We start from the raw sequence: 16,848 nt of genomic DNA on the forward strand, positions 1-16,848 counted from the left end.
ACCTGAGCGCCTGAGTGACACGGGTTGGCGCCGCAGGTTCTGCCGACGACTTTAGGACGGTCGCACCGCCCCGACTTGGTCGTGTGTGCGCGGGACTTGGTCAGGAGTGAACGCCGGCCATTCCTCCTGTCCGTTGAACGTCGGAGCGGGCGCTGACATCCTGTACTCCGAGCCGTCTGTGGAGGAAAGCTCTGTGTCGGAACAGCACTGCGGCAGCAGCACCGGACCGCGGTGCGGGGTGGCCCTGTGAACGCGATTCTGGACACCGCGTCCATACCGCCCCGCGACCGGGCGGAGAAGCTGCTTCAAGCCATCCGGGAATCGGTCGTGCGGATCGATGTGGACCACCACGTTCCGCCGCGGAGCCTTTCCGCGAAGATCAGGCTGGCGGCGGTCGGGTCCATAGGTGTCTGTTCCGTACGGTCGACCGGCCTGACGGTGCGGCGCACACCGCAGTTGGCGCGCGAGGACACCGAACCGGCCGTCTTCCTCGGCCTCCAGCTCGCGCGCACCAGCCTCGTGATCCAGCACGGCCGCCAAGCACTGCTGAAACCGGGGGACTTCGCGCTCTACGACACGACGGCCCCGTACACGCTCGCCTGCGACGCCGGGGTCGATCACCATTTCCTGCGTTTCCCGCGGGCGGCACTCGCCCTCCCCGAACGGGCCTTGCGGGAGATCACCGCGGTAACGCTCGGCGCCGGCAACCCTCTGGCCCAGCTCGCGTCCGCGTACTTCTCCCGGCTGGCCACCTCGGACGAGCTGCCGGGCAGCCACCATGCCGACACGGTGGTCGCCCCCAGCGTCGATCTGATCCGCGCAGCCGTCACCGCCCAGCTCGGAAAACCCGGACTGGCTCAGGACTCCCTGGAGGAGACCTTGACTCTGCGGATCAAGGAGTACGTGCGCGCGCATCTGCGAGACCGGGACCTTTCGGCCCAGCAGATCGCCGCCGCGCACCACATCTCGGTCCGGCGCCTCTACACGGTCCTGGCCCGGTCCGGCATCTCGCTCGGCGAGTGGATCCGTACGCAGCGCCTGGAGGGGTGCCGACGGGAACTGGCCGCTCCGGCGGCCCGGGACCGGACCGTGGCGTCCATCGGACACAGCTGGGGCTTTGTGGACGCGACCCACTTCAGCAAGGTCTTCAAGCAGGAATTCGGCGTCTCGCCGAGGGGTTGGCGTGATCTCAACCACAGCTCCTGAGGGCTGTCCCGTCCTTTCCGTTCCGGCGCTCCGGGAGGGCCGGGCCCGGCCGTACGTACGTACGGCCGGAGGGCGGGGTCCCGGTCGCACCGGAGCCCCGCCCTCGTACCCCGTCAGAGATTGCCGCGCTTCTCCTGCTCGCGCTCGATCGCCTCGAACAGGGCCTTGAAGTTGCCCTTGCCGAAGCCCATCGAGCCGTGGCGTTCGATCATCTCGAAGAAGACCGTCGGGCGGTCCTGGACCGGCTTGGTGAAGATCTGCAGCAGGTATCCGTCCTCGTCGCGGTCGACCAGGATCTTCAGCTCACGCAGCGTCTCGACCGGTACGCGGGTCTCGCCCGCCCATTCGCCGAGGGTGTCGTAGTACGAGTCGGGGGTGTCCAGGAACTGGACGCCGGCCGCGCGCATCGCGCGGACCGACGCGACGATGTCGTTGGTGGCGAGGGCGATGTGCTGGACGCCCGCGCCGCCGTAGAACTCCAGGTACTCGTCGATCTGCGACTTCTTCTTCGCGATCGCCGGTTCGTTGATCGGGAACTTCACCTTCAGGGTGCCGTCGGCGACGACCTTCGACATGAGGGCGGAGTACTCGGTGGCGATGTCGTCGCCCACGAACTCCTTCATGTTGGTGAAGCCCATGACCTTGTTGTAGAAGCCGACCCACTCGTTCATCCGGCCGAGTTCCACATTGCCGACGCAGTGGTCGATGGCCTGGAAGGTGCGCTTGGCGGGCGGTTCGACGATCGGGTCCACGGCCACGAAGCCGGGGAGGTACGGGCCGTCGTAGCCGGAGCGCTCGACAAGGGTGTGGCGGGTCTTGCCGTACGTGGCGATCGCGGCGAGCACGACCGTGCCGTGCTCGTCCTTGACCTCGTGCGGCTCGGTGAGACCCAGGGCGCCGTGCTCGACGGCGTACGCGTACGCCGCCCGTGCGTCCGGGACCTCGATGGCCAGATCGACCACGCCGTCGCCGTGCTCGGTGACATGGCCGGCCAGGAAGCGGCCGTGGTCGGTGGATGCCTTGATGACGGAGGTGAGGACAAAGCGTGCCGAACCGTTGGTCAGCACATAACTGGCGGTCTCGCGGCTGCCGTTCTCCGGTCCGGAGTAGGCGACGAGCTTCATGCCGAACGCGGTCGAGTAGTAGTGCGCGGCCTGCTTGGCATTGCCCACGGCGAACACGACCGCGTCCATTCCCTTGACCGGGAAGGGGTCGGCCTGCCGGACGGTGTCAGGGGTGTTGTACAGCGTCTCAGTCATAAGGGAAGGCTCTCCCCGAGTCGCAAGATGCGCAATAGTTCGCGTTTTTGCTGAGCAGTCTGCACACGGGTTTGCTTGGATGGGCGGACTATCTGTACATGGTGACCATGGGGAGGCCCGTATGGCGATCGATCATCTGGACGGGCGGCTCATCGTGCTGCTCGCGCGCGAGCCGCGGATCGGCGTGCTGGAAGCGTCACGCCGGCTCGGGGTGGCCCGCGGCACCGTGCAGGCGCGCCTCGACCGGCTTCAGTCGAATGGAGTCATCCGCGGATTCGGCCCCGATGTCGATCCGGCGGCCCTCGGCTACCCCGTCACCGCCTTCGCCACCCTGGAGATCAAGCAGGGCCAAGGCGCCGATGTACGGGCCCACTTGGACGGCGTCCCGGAGGTCCTGGAGCTGCACACCACCACCGGGCACGGCGACATGCTGTGTCGGCTCGTCGCCCGGTCCAACGCCGACCTTCAGCGGGTGATCGACCGGGTTGTCGGTTTTGATGGCATTGTCCGGTCCTCCACGGCGATTGTCATGGAGAACCCGGTGCCTCTGCGCATCATCCCACTCGTCGAGCAGGCCGCGGAGGACAGCGACTGAGCCGAGGAGTGACGCGTGAGCTTCTGGGAGTATCTGGGCAATCGGCACCAGCAGCTGCTCACCGACGCGTACCAGCACGTCAGCGCCGTGTTCCAGTGCATGGTCATCGCCACCGTGCTCGGCATCCTGATCGGGGTCGTCACCTATCGCAGCAGTTGGGGCGGGTCACTGGCCATCACCACCACGGCCACCATCCTCACCATCCCGTCCCTCGCCGCGATCGGTCTGCTGATCCCGCTGGTCGGGCTCGGCGTCCCGCCCACCGTGATCACTCTGACGATGTACGGGCTCCTGCCGATCGTCCGCAACTCCATCGTCGGACTGCGCGGCGTCGATCCATCCCTCGTCGACGCGGCGAAGGGCATCGGGATGTCACGGATCGCCCGGCTCTGCAGGATCGAGCTGCCGCTCGCCTGGCCGCCGATCCTCACCGGCATCCGGGTCTCCACGCAGATGCTGATGGGCATCGCCGCCATTGCCGCGTACGCCTCCGGGCCCGGACTCGGCAACGAGATCTTCCGCGGCATCGCCTCGCTGGGCAGCGCCAACGCGCTCCATCAGGTCCTCGCCGGCACGCTCGGCATCGTCATCCTCGCGCTGCTCTTCGACGCCGCGTACGTCCTGCTCGGGCGGCTGACCATTCCCAGGGGAATCCGTGTCTGATGCCCACACCGGGGGAGCCGGGACGCCCGCCGCCACCTCCGGTGCCACCATCCAGCTGGAGGACCTGACCAAGCGCTACCCGGGCAATCCGAGCCCGGCCGTGGACAACGTCTCGATGGACATCAAGGCCGGCGAGACGGTGATCTTCGTCGGGCCGTCCGGCTGCGGGAAGTCCACCACCCTGAAGATGATCAACCGGCTGATCGAGCCGACGTCCGGCCGGATCAGGATCAACGACGAGGACGTCACCGACATCGACCCGGTGAAGCTGCGCCGCAAGGTCGGGTACGCCATCCAGTCGTCCGGGCTGTTCCCGCACATGACGGTGGCCGAGAACATCGCCCTCGTACCGAAGATGGTGGGCTGGTCGAAGTCGAAGGTGAAGGACCGGGTCGAGGAGATGCTCGATCTGGTCGGGCTCGACCCCCGGGAGTTCCACGGGCGCTATCCACGGCAGCTGTCCGGCGGTCAGCAGCAGCGGGTGGGCGTGGCGCGGGCGCTGGCCGCCGATCCGCCGGTGCTGCTGATGGACGAGCCGTTCGGCGCCGTCGACCCGATCACCCGCGACCACCTCCAGGACGAACTGATCCGGCTGCAGCACGAGCTGCACAAGACGATCGTCTTCGTCACCCACGACTTCGACGAGGCGATCAAGCTGGGCGACCGGATCGCCGTGCTGCGGGAGCGTTCGCACATCGCGCAGTTCGACACCCCGGAGGCGATCCTCACCAACCCGGCGGACGATTTCGTCTCCGGGTTCGTCGGGGCGGGCGCGGCGCTGAAGCGGCTCAATCTGACCCGCGTACGGGATGTGGGGATCGCCGAGTTCCCCACGGTGACGGTCGACGACCCGCTCCAGTCGATCTTCAACAAGCTGCGCCGCGGCTCGCACAACGAGCTCCTGATGCTGGACCGCAGGAACCGCCCGTACAAGTGGCTGCGGCGCGGCGACCTGATGCGGGCCCGGGGCTCCCTGGCGCGTGCCGGGCAGCTGGTTCACGACACGGTGACCCTGGACGCCACACTGCACGACGCTCTGGAGGCCGTACTGATCGACAGCGGCGGACGGGTCGCGGTGACGGGGCGGCGCGGCGAGTTCATCGGGGTCGTCGACATGGAGACCCTGATGAACTCCGTTCATGAGCTCCTGGAGGCCGACCGGCTCGCCGCCATCGAGCACCAGCACGATCTGGAGGAGCTGCGCGTCCATCAGACCGAGCAGGAGCTGGAGGGCGGTGCGGGCACATGAATCCCCCTGGCATGAATCCCCATCAGCCGGTGCCGCCGGGACCCTGGAACCGCCCGTCGTCGTCCCGGCTGCCGGGCGAACACGACGTCCAGGGGCATGACTTCGGCGACGAGGAGGAGCCCGCGCCGCCGCCGGCCGGGCCACGGCGCCGGATCACCTGGCGCAAGCTGGTGCTGGTGCCGGCCGCCCTGGCGGTCGTCCTCGTCATCACCTATCTGTGGATCACCCACGTCCACCTCGACTCGATCGCGAAGAACTCACTGACCGGCGGCAATGTGCAGTTGCGCTGGTGGCAGCACGTCTGGCTGACCGCGATCTCCACCTTCTGGGTGCTGATCATCGCCATTCCGCTGGGGATCGCGCTGACCCGGCGCAGGCTGCGCCGGGGCGCCCCGCTGGTCACAGCGCTCGCCAACGTCGGCCAGGCGACCCCGGCGATCGGCCTGCTGGCACTCCTGGTGATCTGGCTGGGCATCGGCCCGGCGACCGCGATCATCGGCATGGTGATCTACGCGGTGCTGCCGGTGTTCTCCAACACCGTGGCCGGTCTCCGGGCGATCGAGCCGAATCTGGTCGAGGCCTCGCGCGGCATCGGCATGTCGGCGGTGGGGACGCTGACGAAGGTCGAACTGCCGCTCGCCGTCCCGCTGATCCTGGCGGGGGTACGGACGGCGCTGGTCCTCAATGTCGGAACGGCGACGCTGGCGACGTTCGTCGGCGGCGGCGGGCTGGGGGACCTGATCACGTCGGGCATCCAGACGCAGCGGATGCCGGTGCTGGTGCTCGGGTCCGTGCTGACGGTGGTGCTGGCGCTGCTGGTGGACTGGCTGGCCTCCCTGGTCGAGGTGGCATTGATGCCACGCGGGCTGGAGGTGGGGGTGTGAGCACGGGGAAGGGGACGGTACGGGGACTCAGGGCGGCCGGCCTCCTCGGCACTCTGGTGCTGCTCGGGGTGACACTCACCGGGTGCGGACTGAAGAGCGGTTCGCCGATGGCGGACGACGTGGTGCCCGGCTCGGTCGGTCGGGGGCGGCCGCTGGACGGCGCCTCGCTGACCGTCACCTCGAAGAACTTCAGCGAGAACATCATCCTCGGCCAGATGATCGGTCTGGTCTTCAAGGCCGCCGGTGCCGAGGTCCTCGACCGGACGAACCTGCCCGGTTCGATCAGCGCGCGCGAGGCCATCATCAAGGGCGGCGCCGACGCGATGTACGAGTACACGGGCACCGCCTGGATCACCTACCTCGGCCACGCGAAACCGATCACCAGCCCACTGAAGCAGTGGGAGGCGGTCCGGGACGAGGACCGCGGGAACGGGGTGACCTGGCTGCCGCAGTCCACCCTCGACAACACCTACGCGCTGGCCATCAGCAAGAAGAACAACGCGGAGTACCACCTGAGGACGCTCTCCGACGTCGCCGCGCTGGCGAAGATGGACCCGGCGGCGGTGACGGTCTGTGTGGAGAACGAGTTCGCCTCGCGCGACGACGGACTGCCGGGGATGGAGAAGGCGTACAGGATGTCGATCCCGGCCTCCCACATCAAGAAGATGGACGCCGGAATCATCTACACCCAGGTCTCGAAGTCCGACTCCTGCCTGCTGGGTGAGGTGTTCACCACGGACGGCCGGATCAAGGCGATGGACCTCGACGTCCTCGAAGACAACAAGCATTTCTTCCCCAACTACAACGCCGCGCCCGTCATCCACACCGCGACCTTCGACAAGTACCCCGAGATCGCCGGGCTGTTGGACCCGGTCAGCAGGCGGCTGACGACCGAGGTCGCGCAGCAGCTGAACGCCAAGGTGGATGTGGACGGGGAGGACCCGCACGAGGTGGCGAAGGACTGGCTGATCGCGGAGGGGTTCATCAAGAAGGGGTAGCAGGCGGCCGGGGTCTACGCCTCACCGAGTTACAAAGAAGATGTTGCAAAGAAGCGTTGCAAAGACACCTTTGCACGTCTACAGTCGAGACATGGCAGCGAACGAAGCGGGCGGCGAGAAGCCGCTCGACCCGAACATCCACCGTGTCGACGTCCGCACCCTGCGCGTGCTGGCCCACCCCCTCCGGATCCGTCTGCTCAGCGCCCTCCGGGAGTTCGGCCCCGCCACCGCGTCGAAGCTCGGCGACCGGCTCGGCGAGTCCAGCGGCGCCACCAGCTACCACCTGCGGCAACTGGCCGCGCACGGCTTCGTCGAGGACGACCCGACGCTCGGCAAGGGACGCGAACGGTGGTGGCGGGCCGTGCACATGGGCACCGCGTTCGACCGCAGTGCGGACTTCCTCCGCGACCCCGACCCGGAGGTGCGCGGCGCCATCGGAGTCGTCCTGCACGAGGTCGCCACCACGCACACCCAGGAGCTCAACACCTGGCTCGGCACCATGCACGAATGGCCCGAGGAGTGGCTGCGTGGCTTTGACGTCAGCGACTTCAAGGTGCGGCTCACGCCGGAGCTCTCACTGGAGCTGGCCGAGAAGATCCACGACCTGGTCGACAGCTACAGCGACCGGGTCCCCGAAGGCACCGAGGGTTCGGCTGTCGTCCGCACCCATCTGCACGTGTTCCCGCGCCCCACCGACTGAGAGGAATCCACCATGCACCCCGACACGCACCTGACACTGCAGCGGCTCCGCGGCACCGAACTGCGCCGGCAGGCCGGCGAGTTCCACATGGCGCGTACGGCCCGGACGCCTCGGGCACCGCACCGGACCCTGCGTACACAGCTGGGCTGGGGACTGGTCGAGCTGGGCCTGCGCGTCCTGCCGGACCGGCACGTCCTCTCCACGTCCTCCCCTCGCGCGGTCTAGCCGCCATGGACGGGGGGAACCGCAAGCCGCTCGCCGCGCTTCTCGCAGCCAACTGCATATCCACCGCGGGCACTTCGCTCACCCTGATCGGGGTCCCGTGGTTCGTCCTGCAGACCACGGGCAGCGCCGGCCGGGCCGGCGTCGTCGCCTTCTGCGCCACACTGCCGATCATCATCTCCGCGGTCGTCGGCGGGCCCGTGATCGACCGGATCGGACGGCGCCGGATCTCCGTCGCCTCCGACACCGTCTGCGGACTCGCCATCGCCACCGTTCCACTGCTCCACTACGCCGGGGCGCTCGAATTCTGGATGCTCTGCGCCCTGATGGCAGTGAGCGGACTCGTCCACACCCCCGGCAACACCGCGCGCTACGTCCTGCTGCCCGACCTCGCCGAACATGCCGGGACCACGGTCACCCGCGCCGCCAGCCTCTTCGACGCCGCCTCGCGCGGCGCCAGGATGACCGGCGCGGCACTGGCCGGGGTGCTGATCGCGCTCGTCGGCGCGGAGACCGTGCTGCTGCTGGACGCGGCGACCTTCGGCGCGTCCGCGCTGCTCATCGCGGCAGGCGTACGGGGGGTACGGGCGGCCGAGCCGCGAAAGGCGGCGGCCCCGGCCTCACTGCGCACGTACAGCCATGAACTGCGCGAGGGATACGCCTACTTGTTCTCCAACCGGCTGCTGCTGGCCGTGGTGGTGATGGTGCTCTTCATGAACGGCACCGATCAGGGCTGGAACGCCGTACTGCTCCCGGTGCACGCCGAGCGTGAACTGGGCGGTGCACCCCAACTCGGCCTGCTCACCGCACTGTTCGGGGCGGGTGGGCTGACGGGCGCGCTGGTGTACGGGGCGGTGGGACACCGGTTCTCGCGGCGTGCGGTGTTCACGGTGTGCGTGGTGCTGTGCGGCGGACCGAGGTTCGTGGTCGCCGCGCTGACGGACACGACGCTGCCGCTCGCGGTGACGATGCTGCTGGGCGGTCTCGCGGGCGGGGTCCTGAACCCGATCCTGACGACGATGACCTACGAACGCGTACCGCAGCGGCTGCGCAGCCGGGTCTCCGGGGCGCTCACCGCAGGCTGCGAGCTGGCGATGCCGGTGGGCGGGCTGCTGGCGGGTCTGCTGGTGGAGAGCATCGGGGCGGACGGCGCGCTCCTGGCTCTCGGCGCGGTCTACACGCTGGCGACGGTGAGCCCGATGATCTTCCCGGTGTGGCGCACGATGGACGACCGGCCGTCCGCGGAGGAGCGTGCGGAGGCGAAGGCCGACGCCGCCCGCACGTAGGGCACCGGCCCGCCCTGCGTCAGCAGCTCGGAACCTTGGCCCCCTTGTCCAGGGCCGTGAGCGAGGACACCGCGCTCTTCAGTGTGGTGACCGGAATCAGCTTGAGTCCCTTGGGGAGTTCGGCGCCCGCCTCCTCGCACTCGGCCTTCGGCACGAGGAAGACAGTGGCACCGTCGCGCCGGGCGGCCTGGGTCTTCAGCGAGACCCCGCCGACGGCGCCGACGGTACCGTCCGGCTCGATCGTGCCCGTGCCCGCAATGGTGCGGCCACCGGTGAGATCGCCACCGGAACCGTTGCCGTCGAGCTTGTCGACGATGCCGAGCGCGAAGAAGAGACCGGCACTGGGCCCGCCCACGTCGGCGAGGTGCAGGGTCACGTCCACCGATCCGGGCGCCTTGCCGAGGTACCGCAGGGCCGCGTCCGCGGCGGAGTTCTGCGACTTCTTCATGTCCTCGAGGTTGTGCTTCTCGATCTCCTTCTCGGAGCCGCCGGTCGGGTAGACCGAGTCACGGGGCAGGACCGCCCGGTCGGTCCGGAACCAGCCGTCGATCACGTCGCCGATGCCGACGTCGGCGGTCGGCCCGGTCGCGAGGATGGTCGTCATCCGCAGCTGACCGCTGGTGGGGCGGGTCGGTGCGCCCTTGATGCTGATCACGGGCGTTCCGTGGACGTCCCCGAGTACGTTCGCGGTCGTGCCCGGCTGCGCCACGGTGAACGGCAGCGGCGCGAAGGCGGCGACGCCGAAGAGGGCGACGACGGGCAGGGCGCACAGGGCGAGGGCGCGGGGGCGCGAGAGACGAGTGAGCACCCGCCCAATCTAACCCGGCCGGGTCCGCCCGCCCGGCCGGTCCGGGGAGAGGCGGCTCCGTCCGCCCGGCCCGCTCGTCCTCGATCTCCCCCACAGCCTCATGGGCATGGGAGGTAGCCGTTCGACGGCCCGATAGGCCCGCCCGGGCACGAACCAGCCCGCCCGAGCGCGATCCGGTCAACCCGACTCAGCCCGTCCGGCGATGGAGGACGTACCGGCACCGGGCAGCCCCGGTACTACCGCAACGCGTCCGCCACCTCGCGTGCCGCGTCGACGACTCGAGGGCCGACCCGTTCCGGCACCGCGTCCACCAGCATCACCACGCCCACGCTGCCCTCCACGCCCGTGACCCCCATCAGTGCCGCCGCGGCGCCGCTCGCGCCCGCTTCCAGTTCGCCGTGCGTGAGCGTGAACGCGGGCTCGGACACCGGCTTCGCCCGTGCGGCCAGGATCGCCCGGCCCGCGGCGCCCTTGTCGAGCGGATGACGGAAGCCGGCCCGGTAGGCCACGTGATAGTCGGTCCAGGTCGGTTCGACGACGGCAACCGCCAGCGCATCGCTGCCGTCGACCAGCGTGAGGTGGGCAGTGGCTCCGATGTCCTCGGCCAGGGACCGCAGCGCGGGCAGCGCGGCCTCCCGTACCAGCGGATGCACCTGGCGGCCCAGGCGCAGCACGCCGAGTCCCACCCTGGCCCGGCCACCCAGATCACGGCGCACCAGGGCGTGTTGTTCCAGTGTCGCCAGCAGACGGTAGACCACGGTGCGGTTGACGCCGAGTTTGTTGGACAACTCGGTGACGGTCAGCCCGTGGTCGGTGTCGGCGAGCAGTTTGAGGACGCGTAGTCCCCGGTCGAGCGTCTGGGAGGTCTCCGCGGTCACGACGCCCTCTCCTCTTCGGTGAGTGGCGGCACCCTCACGGAGGTTGCGTCGCCGGTCCCACGGCGACGCACGGAGAGGCCGCCGGCGGCCAAGGCACCGGCTGCGCTCCGCGGCGGCGTTGCCACGGGGCGTTCACTTTTTCTGGGGACAGTAGCGAGCCAGTCCGCTCAGCGGAAGACCTCGTCCAGAATCCGGGCGCCTGCGGAAGAGCGGCGGCACCGCAGAAACATAAGCGCCGGTCAGCGCGGCGTCGACCGGATCCGGAATATCTACGCGCGTTCAGGTCGGCCGACACCATTGCGACGCTCCGTGCACAGAGGTGAACCATCGTTAACTCACGGTGAACGAATGATGCGATATTTTTCTGTCGTCCAGGGCCCCGCAGACCCTGATCGCCAGGTGCCGCCGACTCCCTGGCGGTGAGGTGGGGTACGACACCGACCGGCCTCCCGCAGCCGTCGACGGACTCCGAACCGGTGCAGGCGCGGAGGCGTCGAGGCGGACGGGTCGGCAGGCGGTCGGCATGACGGCCGTACCGATCATTTCAGAAATGACCGAAAAGTATTTCCGCGCACTCTTTACGGCTGCGGCGACCGCCGCTTTCGACCGCAGTCGGCGCGCAGCGGACAGCGGAGCCGTAATTGATAGATTGACACGATGGTTCACCTCTCACAAGACGGGCATTCAGCAAGCATTGCGACATCAGGAAAGGTATCCGTAAATGGCGTGGGATGAGTGGGAGAAACTGAAATCCGAGGCGGCCGACAGGCACGCGGTCCGGATGCGGCTGAACCAATTACCGGTCGAGCCGAGTGGTGGTGGGCCGGTCGCTCCGGGCGATCTGAAGGTCGATCAGCAGGACCTGGCGGCGATCGGCAATACCGCATACCGGATGTACGGAGATCTGGAGAAGGCCGGTGACCACGCCCGCGCCGCCACCCAGAAGGCCGCCGGAGGCCTCAGGACGGAGACCTTCGCCATAGGCGCGGCCCTCGATCACGTGGCCTCACGGTGGATCGACCAGGTCCGCTCCCTGCTGGACGCCTGCGCCCACATCTCGAACCACCTCGATTACACCAAGGGGGCCCACGCGGGCGACGAGGTCTACATCGGCACGATCATCAGCAACATCGACACGCTCGACAAGGGCTTCGACGAGAGGTCGGGCCACTGATGGACCTCGACTCCCTGCGCTTCGCGAACTTCTCCGACCTGGACGCGGCCATCACCGACTGGGAACAGATGGTCGCAAAGCTCAAGGCCCTCCAGGGCGACGCCAAGGACGACCTCAAAGCCAAGTCGGACAAAGCGAACTGGGCCGGCGAGAACGCCACCGTGACCCGCGCTTTCGTGGACAAGACGGCCGGAGAGTTCTCCGACGCCCACACGCAGGCCGAAACCATCACAAAGATCCTCACCGACACCCGTGGGGAGCTCGTCGGCTACCGCACAGAGCTCAACGACGCGATCCACCGAGGGGTGCAGAAGAACCTCACCGTCCAGGACACGGGCGAGGGATCCTTCACCGTCACCATGAACATCCACCCCGACCGGGCGGCGAAGGGCACCACGCTGCCCGAGCACACCCAGCAGGACGTCGACACGTTCCGGGACGAAATCCAGAACATTCTGAAGAAGGCCACGGAGAGCGACACATCGGCGGCGAAGGTACTCACCCTCATCGTCGACCAGGCCAAGTACGGCTTCTCCGGTGCCAGCTACTCGGACCGCGACTCCGCGGCCAAGGCGGTGGCGGAGGCGGAGAAGGCGGCGAAGATCCTCAAGAAGGACCCGCACGACGTCACGCTGACCGAGCTCAACACGCTCAACACCACTCTGGCCGCCTACAAGAACGACCCGCTCTTCGCCGAGCGGTTCGCCACTCAGGTGGAGCCGAAGAAGGTCCTGGAGTTCTATGCCGGAATCGCCGATCCGTACCAGGGATACGGGACCGACCGGGACCGGATCGAGCAGGCGAAACGACTCCAGAAGAATCTCGGTATCACGCTGGGCACGGCCACGCTCTCCGACAGCGACACGATGGAGCGCTGGGAGCGGCAGATGGTGAAGCTGGGCCCGGACCGGCTCGGCATCGACGACGCCAACGACCCGACGGGCTTCGGCGTCATGAGCAACCTCATGCGCTTCGGCGACTACGACGACCAGTTCCTCAACGACTACGGCGACAAACTCATCGCCTACGACAAGGAACGCAACGTCAAGGACATGAGTCCCTGGATCAACAACTGGAACCAGGGAGACCTCAACTTCTACGGGAAGAACGACCGTGGCCGGGACCCGATGACCGGCTTCATGGAAGCCCTGGGCCACAACCCCGACGCCTCGACCCAGTTCTTCGCACAGCCCGACGGCGCGGGGGCGACGGTCGACAAGGAGAGCGAGGTGAACGATCACCTCAAGTACCTGACCAAGGACCGGATCTGGCTGTCGGACTCCCCCATGATGGGCGGGGACAGCAAGGTCATCGCCGGTCACGATTCGCTCGGTCACGCCCTGGAGTCCGCCACCACCGGTTACGCGTATGACGCCGACCCGATGTCCGGCAAGGACCCAATGGTCCCCGGCAGCAGAGACCACCGGACGCCTGCGACAGCAGGCGTCATGGAGCAGGTGGCGTTCCTGTACGGGAGCGAGGACGGCCCCAAAATGCTGCATGAGCAGTCACAACTGGCCGACAGCCTGGGGAAGATGGGCGCGGCCTACATCGACGACATCGACTACAGCCTGTCGGGAATCGGGGACCACGCGAAGGACAGCGGATCCTTCCCCGCCAAGTACGAAGGACGGGCGAACTTCGGCGAGCAGGGCGCCATCAATTTCCTCAGCGTGCTTGGACAGGACGAGACCTCGCACGGTGTCGTCACGGCGGCGCAGCACCTCTACACACTGAGTGCTCTGGACGCCAACCCGGCCACGAGCGAGGAGAACATCAACCACGCCAAGGACGCGCTTACGACGGGCGCCGAGGCCCGCGGCATCCTGGACCACTCACGCGTGCAGCAGGCGGAGACCACGTACAAGGACGACGCCGAGCAAGCCAACAAGTCTCTCGGCCGGTCCGGGGACTGGGTCAAGCTGGGCGCCGGCGTGGTGGTGGGAGGCGGAATCGCGGCGATCCCGCTGCCCGGCTCCACCGCCGCAGCCCTGGTGGTCGCTCCCATGGCGGCGGACACCGTCGGCGACATGGTGAATACATTCATCGGCCACGAGGTTGACAAGAGCATCGACAAATCCGAGCAGGACGCCACCGAGAAGTCGCAGATGACCAGTCAGAAGTTCTACCAAAAGGGTGCCGACGAACTCGGCTCCGCCTACACCACCTACGGCGAAAACAATCCGAAATGGGAAAACAGCGAAGATTCGGAGTGGGCGAGGGACATCGAGAGCAGCTACATCAACACCGGTTCGAATCAAAACGACTTCCGCGGGCGCGCCCCGTACAAGGGTTGACCAGCGGTGTGGCAGCAATCGGCTATGCACATGTCGGAGCGTTCATGAAGGCAAAAACGTGCTGGGCTGTATTCGTGACTCTTGTCGTCACCGGGGTGACCGCATGCAGCAACGACAGCAGTGAGGAAGGAAAACCGGACGTGCTCTCGGCCTCCCAGGTCTGCGACGGGACGCTGGACCCGGCGGCGGTGACCGCGCTGGAAAGCCTCGGCGGCACAGACCGTTTCACCGAACTCCAGGGGACCAAAGCGTCCGGGGCCCCGTACAAATTCTCCTTGGAACTTGCGGCGGAGACCCTTCACGACAAGCCGACCGAGAAGAACGTCTGCCTCATCTACAAAGCCGATGGCGAGAACGATTTTCCGCTTCTCGACATCAGCTTCCAGGCGCATAAAAGCCACCCCGACCTAGCCGAAAAAAACAAAGCGAGCCACTCGGGGGAAATGTTCTTTCCCCTCGGACTGTTCGCGTCCGCGCAGGGCGATAATGGCACCTCGCTCTACTTCGCGTGCCCCACGGAAGGGTCCGACGGAAAGACACCCTATGTGAGGGCGGAAATGTTTTCCGCACGGGGCCAGGTGAACCCCGACGGAAAGGGACGTATGTCGGTCCTCAACTCCGTTTCCCGCGCCCTGGCCGAGGAGCTGGGCTGCGCGGCACAGGCGAAACTGCCCGCCGAAGTGCCTGACGCCCTGGCCGCCGGCTGACAGCCCGGCCCCCGGTGCGCGCGGATCGCTCCGCCCGCACACCGGGGGCCGTCGGCGCCGGGTCACCTCATCCGGGTGGCCCACTCCTGGACCTTCTTGATCCGCTGCTGGATCTGCCCCGCCGTGGCCTCCGCGCTCGGCGGCCCGCCGCAGACCCGCCGCAGCTCGGTGTGGATCACCCCGTGCGGCTTGCCGCTCTGGTGCGTGTACGCCGACACCATCGTGTTGAGCTGCTTGCGCAGCCCCAGCAGCTGCTTGTGCGTGACCACTGGCCGCGCCTCGGCCGGCTTCTCCAACAGGTCGGCCTCCCCGGCCGGCTTCTGGCGGCTGTGCGCGATCTGCCGGGTCTGCCGCTTCTGGAGCAGCAACTGCACCTGATCGGGTTCCAGGAGCCCCGGAATCCCCAGGTAGTCCTGCTCCTCCTCGCTCCCCGGGTGCGCCTGCATGCCGAATTCGGCACCGTCGTACAGCACCCGGTCGAAGACCGCGTCGGATTCGAGGGCCTCGAAGGGCAGCTGATCCTCGGTCTCCTCGTCCTCCAGCTTCTCGGCGTCGGCGAGGAGCTTGTCCTCCTCCGCGAACGGGTTCTCCTCGTCGCTGCCCTTCTTGGGCTTGTCGAGGACGTGGTCCCGTTCGACCTCCATCTCGTTGGCGAATTCGAGCAGCATCGGAATGGTCGGCACGAAGACCGAGGCCGTCTCGCCGCGCCTGCGCGAGCGCACGAAGCGCCCGACGGCCTGGGCGAAGAAGAGCGGCGTGGAGATGGTGGTGGCGTACACGCCCACGGCGAGGCGCGGCACGTCGACGCCCTCCGACACCATGCGGACCGCGACCATCCAGCGCGAATCGTCCTCGCTGAACTTGTCGATCTTCTTCGACGCGGCCTTCTCGTCGGAGAGGACCACGGTGGCCTTCTCGCCGGTGACCTTCTTCAGGATCTTCGCGTACTCGCGCGCCGATTCCTGATCGGTGGCGATGACGAGCCCACCCGCGTCCGGAATGCCCTTGCGGACCTCGGTCAGCCTCTTGTCGGCGGCGCTGAGCACATTGGGGATCCAGTCCCCGGTGGGCGACAGGGCGGTGCGCCACGCCTGCCCGATGGCGTCCTTGGTCATCGGCTCGCCGAGCCGGGCGGCGATCTCGTCACCGGCCTTGGTGCGCCAGCGCATGTTGCCGCTGTAGCTGAGGAAGATCACGGGGCGGACGACGCCGTCGGCGAGCGCGTTCCCGTAGCCGTACGTGTAGTCGGCCGAGGAGCGCCGGATGCCGTCGTTGCCCTCCTCGTACACGACGAAGGGGATCGGGTTGGTGTCTGACCGGAACGGCGTACCGGTGAGCGCGAGCCGCCGGGTGGCCGGGTCGAACGCCTCCTGGCAGGCCTCGCCCCAGGACTTCGAGTCACCGGCGTGGTGGATCTCGTCGAGGATCACGAGGGTCTTGCGCTGCTCGCACCGGTTGCGGTGCAGCATCGGCCGGACGCCGACACCCGCGTAGGTGATCGCGACCCCGTGGTACTCCTTGCTCACGGGGCCCGCGCTGTACTCGGGGTCGAGCTTGATCCCTATCCGCGCCGCTGCCTCGGCCCACTGCTTCTTCAGATGCTCGGTCGGCGCGACGACGGTGATCTGCTGCACGACGTGGTGGTGCAGCAGCCATGACGCGAGGGTCAGCGCGAAGGTGGTCTTCCCTGCGCCGGGGGTGGCGACCGCGAGGAAGTCGCGCGGCTGCTCCTGGATGTACTTCTCCATGGCGCCCTGCTGCCAGGCTCGCAGCTTGCCGGCCGTGCCCCAGGGGGCGCGGCCGGGATAGGCGGGTGAGAGGTGGTGGGAGGCGGTAGTAGTCACGGTCTCCGGTTCGGGTCTCTCGGGTACGTGGGGCGCTGTCCGTACGGGCCGGGAGGTGCTCGTACGCGATACGACAAC

General features: G+C 67.9%; 16 protein-coding genes. 12 read left to right on the forward strand and 4 right to left on the reverse strand.

The genetic code is table 11. From position 1 onward, the window contains the following. Positions 1–246 precede the first annotated feature (246 nt). Positions 247–1,206: a helix-turn-helix domain-containing protein gene (locus AB0I23_RS06310; RefSeq protein WP_359107328.1), complete on the forward strand. Its 960-nt coding sequence runs from the start codon at positions 247–249 to the stop codon at positions 1,204–1,206. A 113-nt stretch (positions 1,207–1,319) separates the two neighbouring features. Here the strand turns inward: AB0I23_RS06310 and hppD are convergent, their stop codons facing one another. After that, positions 1,320–2,465 carry a 4-hydroxyphenylpyruvate dioxygenase gene (hppD, locus tag AB0I23_RS06315; protein ID WP_359107330.1) on the reverse strand — a complete coding sequence of 382 codons (1,146 nt, stop codon included), beginning with the start codon at positions 2,463–2,465 and terminating at the stop codon, positions 1,320–1,322. A gap of 121 nt (positions 2,466–2,586) precedes the next feature. On the opposite strand from hppD, the gene AB0I23_RS06320 reads away from it, so the two are divergent. From AB0I23_RS06320 to AB0I23_RS06355, 8 genes are all read left to right on the forward strand, one after another. Next, positions 2,587–3,060 carry an Lrp/AsnC family transcriptional regulator gene (locus tag AB0I23_RS06320; RefSeq protein ID WP_359107332.1) on the forward strand — a complete coding sequence of 158 codons (474 nt, stop codon included), beginning with the start codon at positions 2,587–2,589 and terminating at the stop codon, positions 3,058–3,060. Positions 3,061–3,075: 15 nt separating this feature from the next. After that, a complete protein-coding gene (locus AB0I23_RS06325) occupies positions 3,076–3,723 on the forward strand; it encodes an ABC transporter permease (protein WP_359107334.1) in 648 nt (215 codons plus the stop codon). Next, positions 3,716–4,972: a betaine/proline/choline family ABC transporter ATP-binding protein gene (locus AB0I23_RS06330; RefSeq protein ID WP_359107336.1), complete on the forward strand. Its 1,257-nt coding sequence runs from the start codon at positions 3,716–3,718 to the stop codon at positions 4,970–4,972. Before AB0I23_RS06325 ends, AB0I23_RS06330 begins: the two co-directional genes overlap by 8 nt. Positions 4,973–4,983: 11 nt before the next feature. Then, positions 4,984–5,856, forward strand: coding sequence for an ABC transporter permease (locus AB0I23_RS06335; RefSeq protein ID WP_359107338.1), 873 nt, complete (start codon positions 4,984–4,986; stop codon positions 5,854–5,856). 53 nt (positions 5,857–5,909) lie between these two features. Next, positions 5,910–6,854 (forward strand): glycine betaine ABC transporter substrate-binding protein, encoded by a 945-nt coding sequence (locus AB0I23_RS06340; RefSeq protein ID WP_359107499.1) that lies wholly within the window; start codon positions 5,910–5,912, stop codon positions 6,852–6,854. A 91-nt stretch (positions 6,855–6,945) separates the two neighbouring features. Next, positions 6,946–7,554, forward strand: coding sequence for an ArsR/SmtB family transcription factor (locus tag AB0I23_RS06345; RefSeq protein ID WP_359107339.1), 609 nt, complete (start codon positions 6,946–6,948; stop codon positions 7,552–7,554). Positions 7,555–7,566: 12 nt separating this feature from the next. Continuing rightward, positions 7,567–7,779 (forward strand): hypothetical protein, encoded by a 213-nt coding sequence (locus tag AB0I23_RS06350; RefSeq protein ID WP_359107340.1) that lies wholly within the window; start codon positions 7,567–7,569, stop codon positions 7,777–7,779. A 5-nt stretch (positions 7,780–7,784) separates the two neighbouring features. Then, positions 7,785–9,062 (forward strand): MFS transporter, encoded by a 1,278-nt coding sequence (locus AB0I23_RS06355; protein ID WP_359107342.1) that lies wholly within the window; start codon positions 7,785–7,787, stop codon positions 9,060–9,062. Positions 9,063–9,081: 19 nt separating this feature from the next. On the opposite strand, the gene AB0I23_RS06360 is transcribed toward AB0I23_RS06355, so the two are convergent. Further along, the gene (locus AB0I23_RS06360) at positions 9,082–9,870 is read right to left on the reverse strand and encodes a S16 family serine protease (protein ID WP_359107343.1); all 789 of its coding nucleotides are present in this window, start codon (positions 9,868–9,870) and stop codon (positions 9,082–9,084) included. Between the two features lie 236 nt (positions 9,871–10,106). Next, on the reverse strand, positions 10,107–10,748 hold the full coding sequence (locus tag AB0I23_RS06365; protein WP_359107344.1) for an IclR family transcriptional regulator: 642 nt from the start codon (positions 10,746–10,748) through the stop codon (positions 10,107–10,109). Positions 10,749–11,469: 721 nt separating this feature from the next. Here AB0I23_RS06365 and AB0I23_RS06370 point away from each other — a divergent pair. From AB0I23_RS06370 to AB0I23_RS06380, 3 genes are read left to right on the forward strand one after another with little or no spacing between them, the layout of a single operon-like run. After that, positions 11,470–11,922: a hypothetical protein gene (locus AB0I23_RS06370; RefSeq protein WP_359107346.1), complete on the forward strand. Its 453-nt coding sequence runs from the start codon at positions 11,470–11,472 to the stop codon at positions 11,920–11,922. Continuing rightward, a complete protein-coding gene (locus tag AB0I23_RS06375; RefSeq protein WP_359107348.1) occupies positions 11,922–14,219 on the forward strand; it encodes a hypothetical protein in 2,298 nt (765 codons plus the stop codon). The genes AB0I23_RS06370 and AB0I23_RS06375 overlap by 1 nt, the downstream gene beginning before the upstream one ends. Before the next feature lie 8 nt (positions 14,220–14,227). After that, positions 14,228–14,926, forward strand: coding sequence for a hypothetical protein (locus AB0I23_RS06380; protein ID WP_359107350.1), 699 nt, complete (start codon positions 14,228–14,230; stop codon positions 14,924–14,926). Between the two features lie 62 nt (positions 14,927–14,988). On the opposite strand, the gene AB0I23_RS06385 is transcribed toward AB0I23_RS06380, so the two are convergent. Continuing rightward, the gene (locus AB0I23_RS06385; protein WP_359107352.1) at positions 14,989–16,770 is read right to left on the reverse strand and encodes a DEAD/DEAH box helicase; all 1,782 of its coding nucleotides are present in this window, start codon (positions 16,768–16,770) and stop codon (positions 14,989–14,991) included. Between the last annotated feature and the right edge of the window lie 78 nt (positions 16,771–16,848).

The organism is Streptomyces atratus (assembly GCF_040655115.1).
GTDB lineage: Bacteria > Actinomycetota > Actinomycetes > Streptomycetales > Streptomycetaceae > Streptomyces > Streptomyces atratus_D.

What these genes read in the sequence shown, in the direction of transcription:
- hppD (WP_359107330.1), bottom strand. Translation starts at nt 2,465, where the DNA reads ATGACTGAGACGCTGTACAACACCCCTGACACCGTCCGGCAGGCCGAC.
- AB0I23_RS06320 (WP_359107332.1), top strand. Translation starts at nt 2,587, where the DNA reads ATGGCGATCGATCATCTGGACGGGCGGCTCATCGTGCTGCTCGCGCGC.
- AB0I23_RS06335 (WP_359107338.1), top strand. Translation starts at nt 4,984, where the DNA reads ATGAATCCCCATCAGCCGGTGCCGCCGGGACCCTGGAACCGCCCGTCG.
- AB0I23_RS06345 (WP_359107339.1), top strand. Translation starts at nt 6,946, where the DNA reads ATGGCAGCGAACGAAGCGGGCGGCGAGAAGCCGCTCGACCCGAACATC.
- AB0I23_RS06350 (WP_359107340.1), top strand. Translation starts at nt 7,567, where the DNA reads ATGCACCCCGACACGCACCTGACACTGCAGCGGCTCCGCGGCACCGAA.
- AB0I23_RS06355 (WP_359107342.1), top strand. Translation starts at nt 7,785, where the DNA reads ATGGACGGGGGGAACCGCAAGCCGCTCGCCGCGCTTCTCGCAGCCAAC.
- AB0I23_RS06370 (WP_359107346.1), top strand. Translation starts at nt 11,470, where the DNA reads ATGGCGTGGGATGAGTGGGAGAAACTGAAATCCGAGGCGGCCGACAGG.
- AB0I23_RS06375 (WP_359107348.1), top strand. Translation starts at nt 11,922, where the DNA reads ATGGACCTCGACTCCCTGCGCTTCGCGAACTTCTCCGACCTGGACGCG.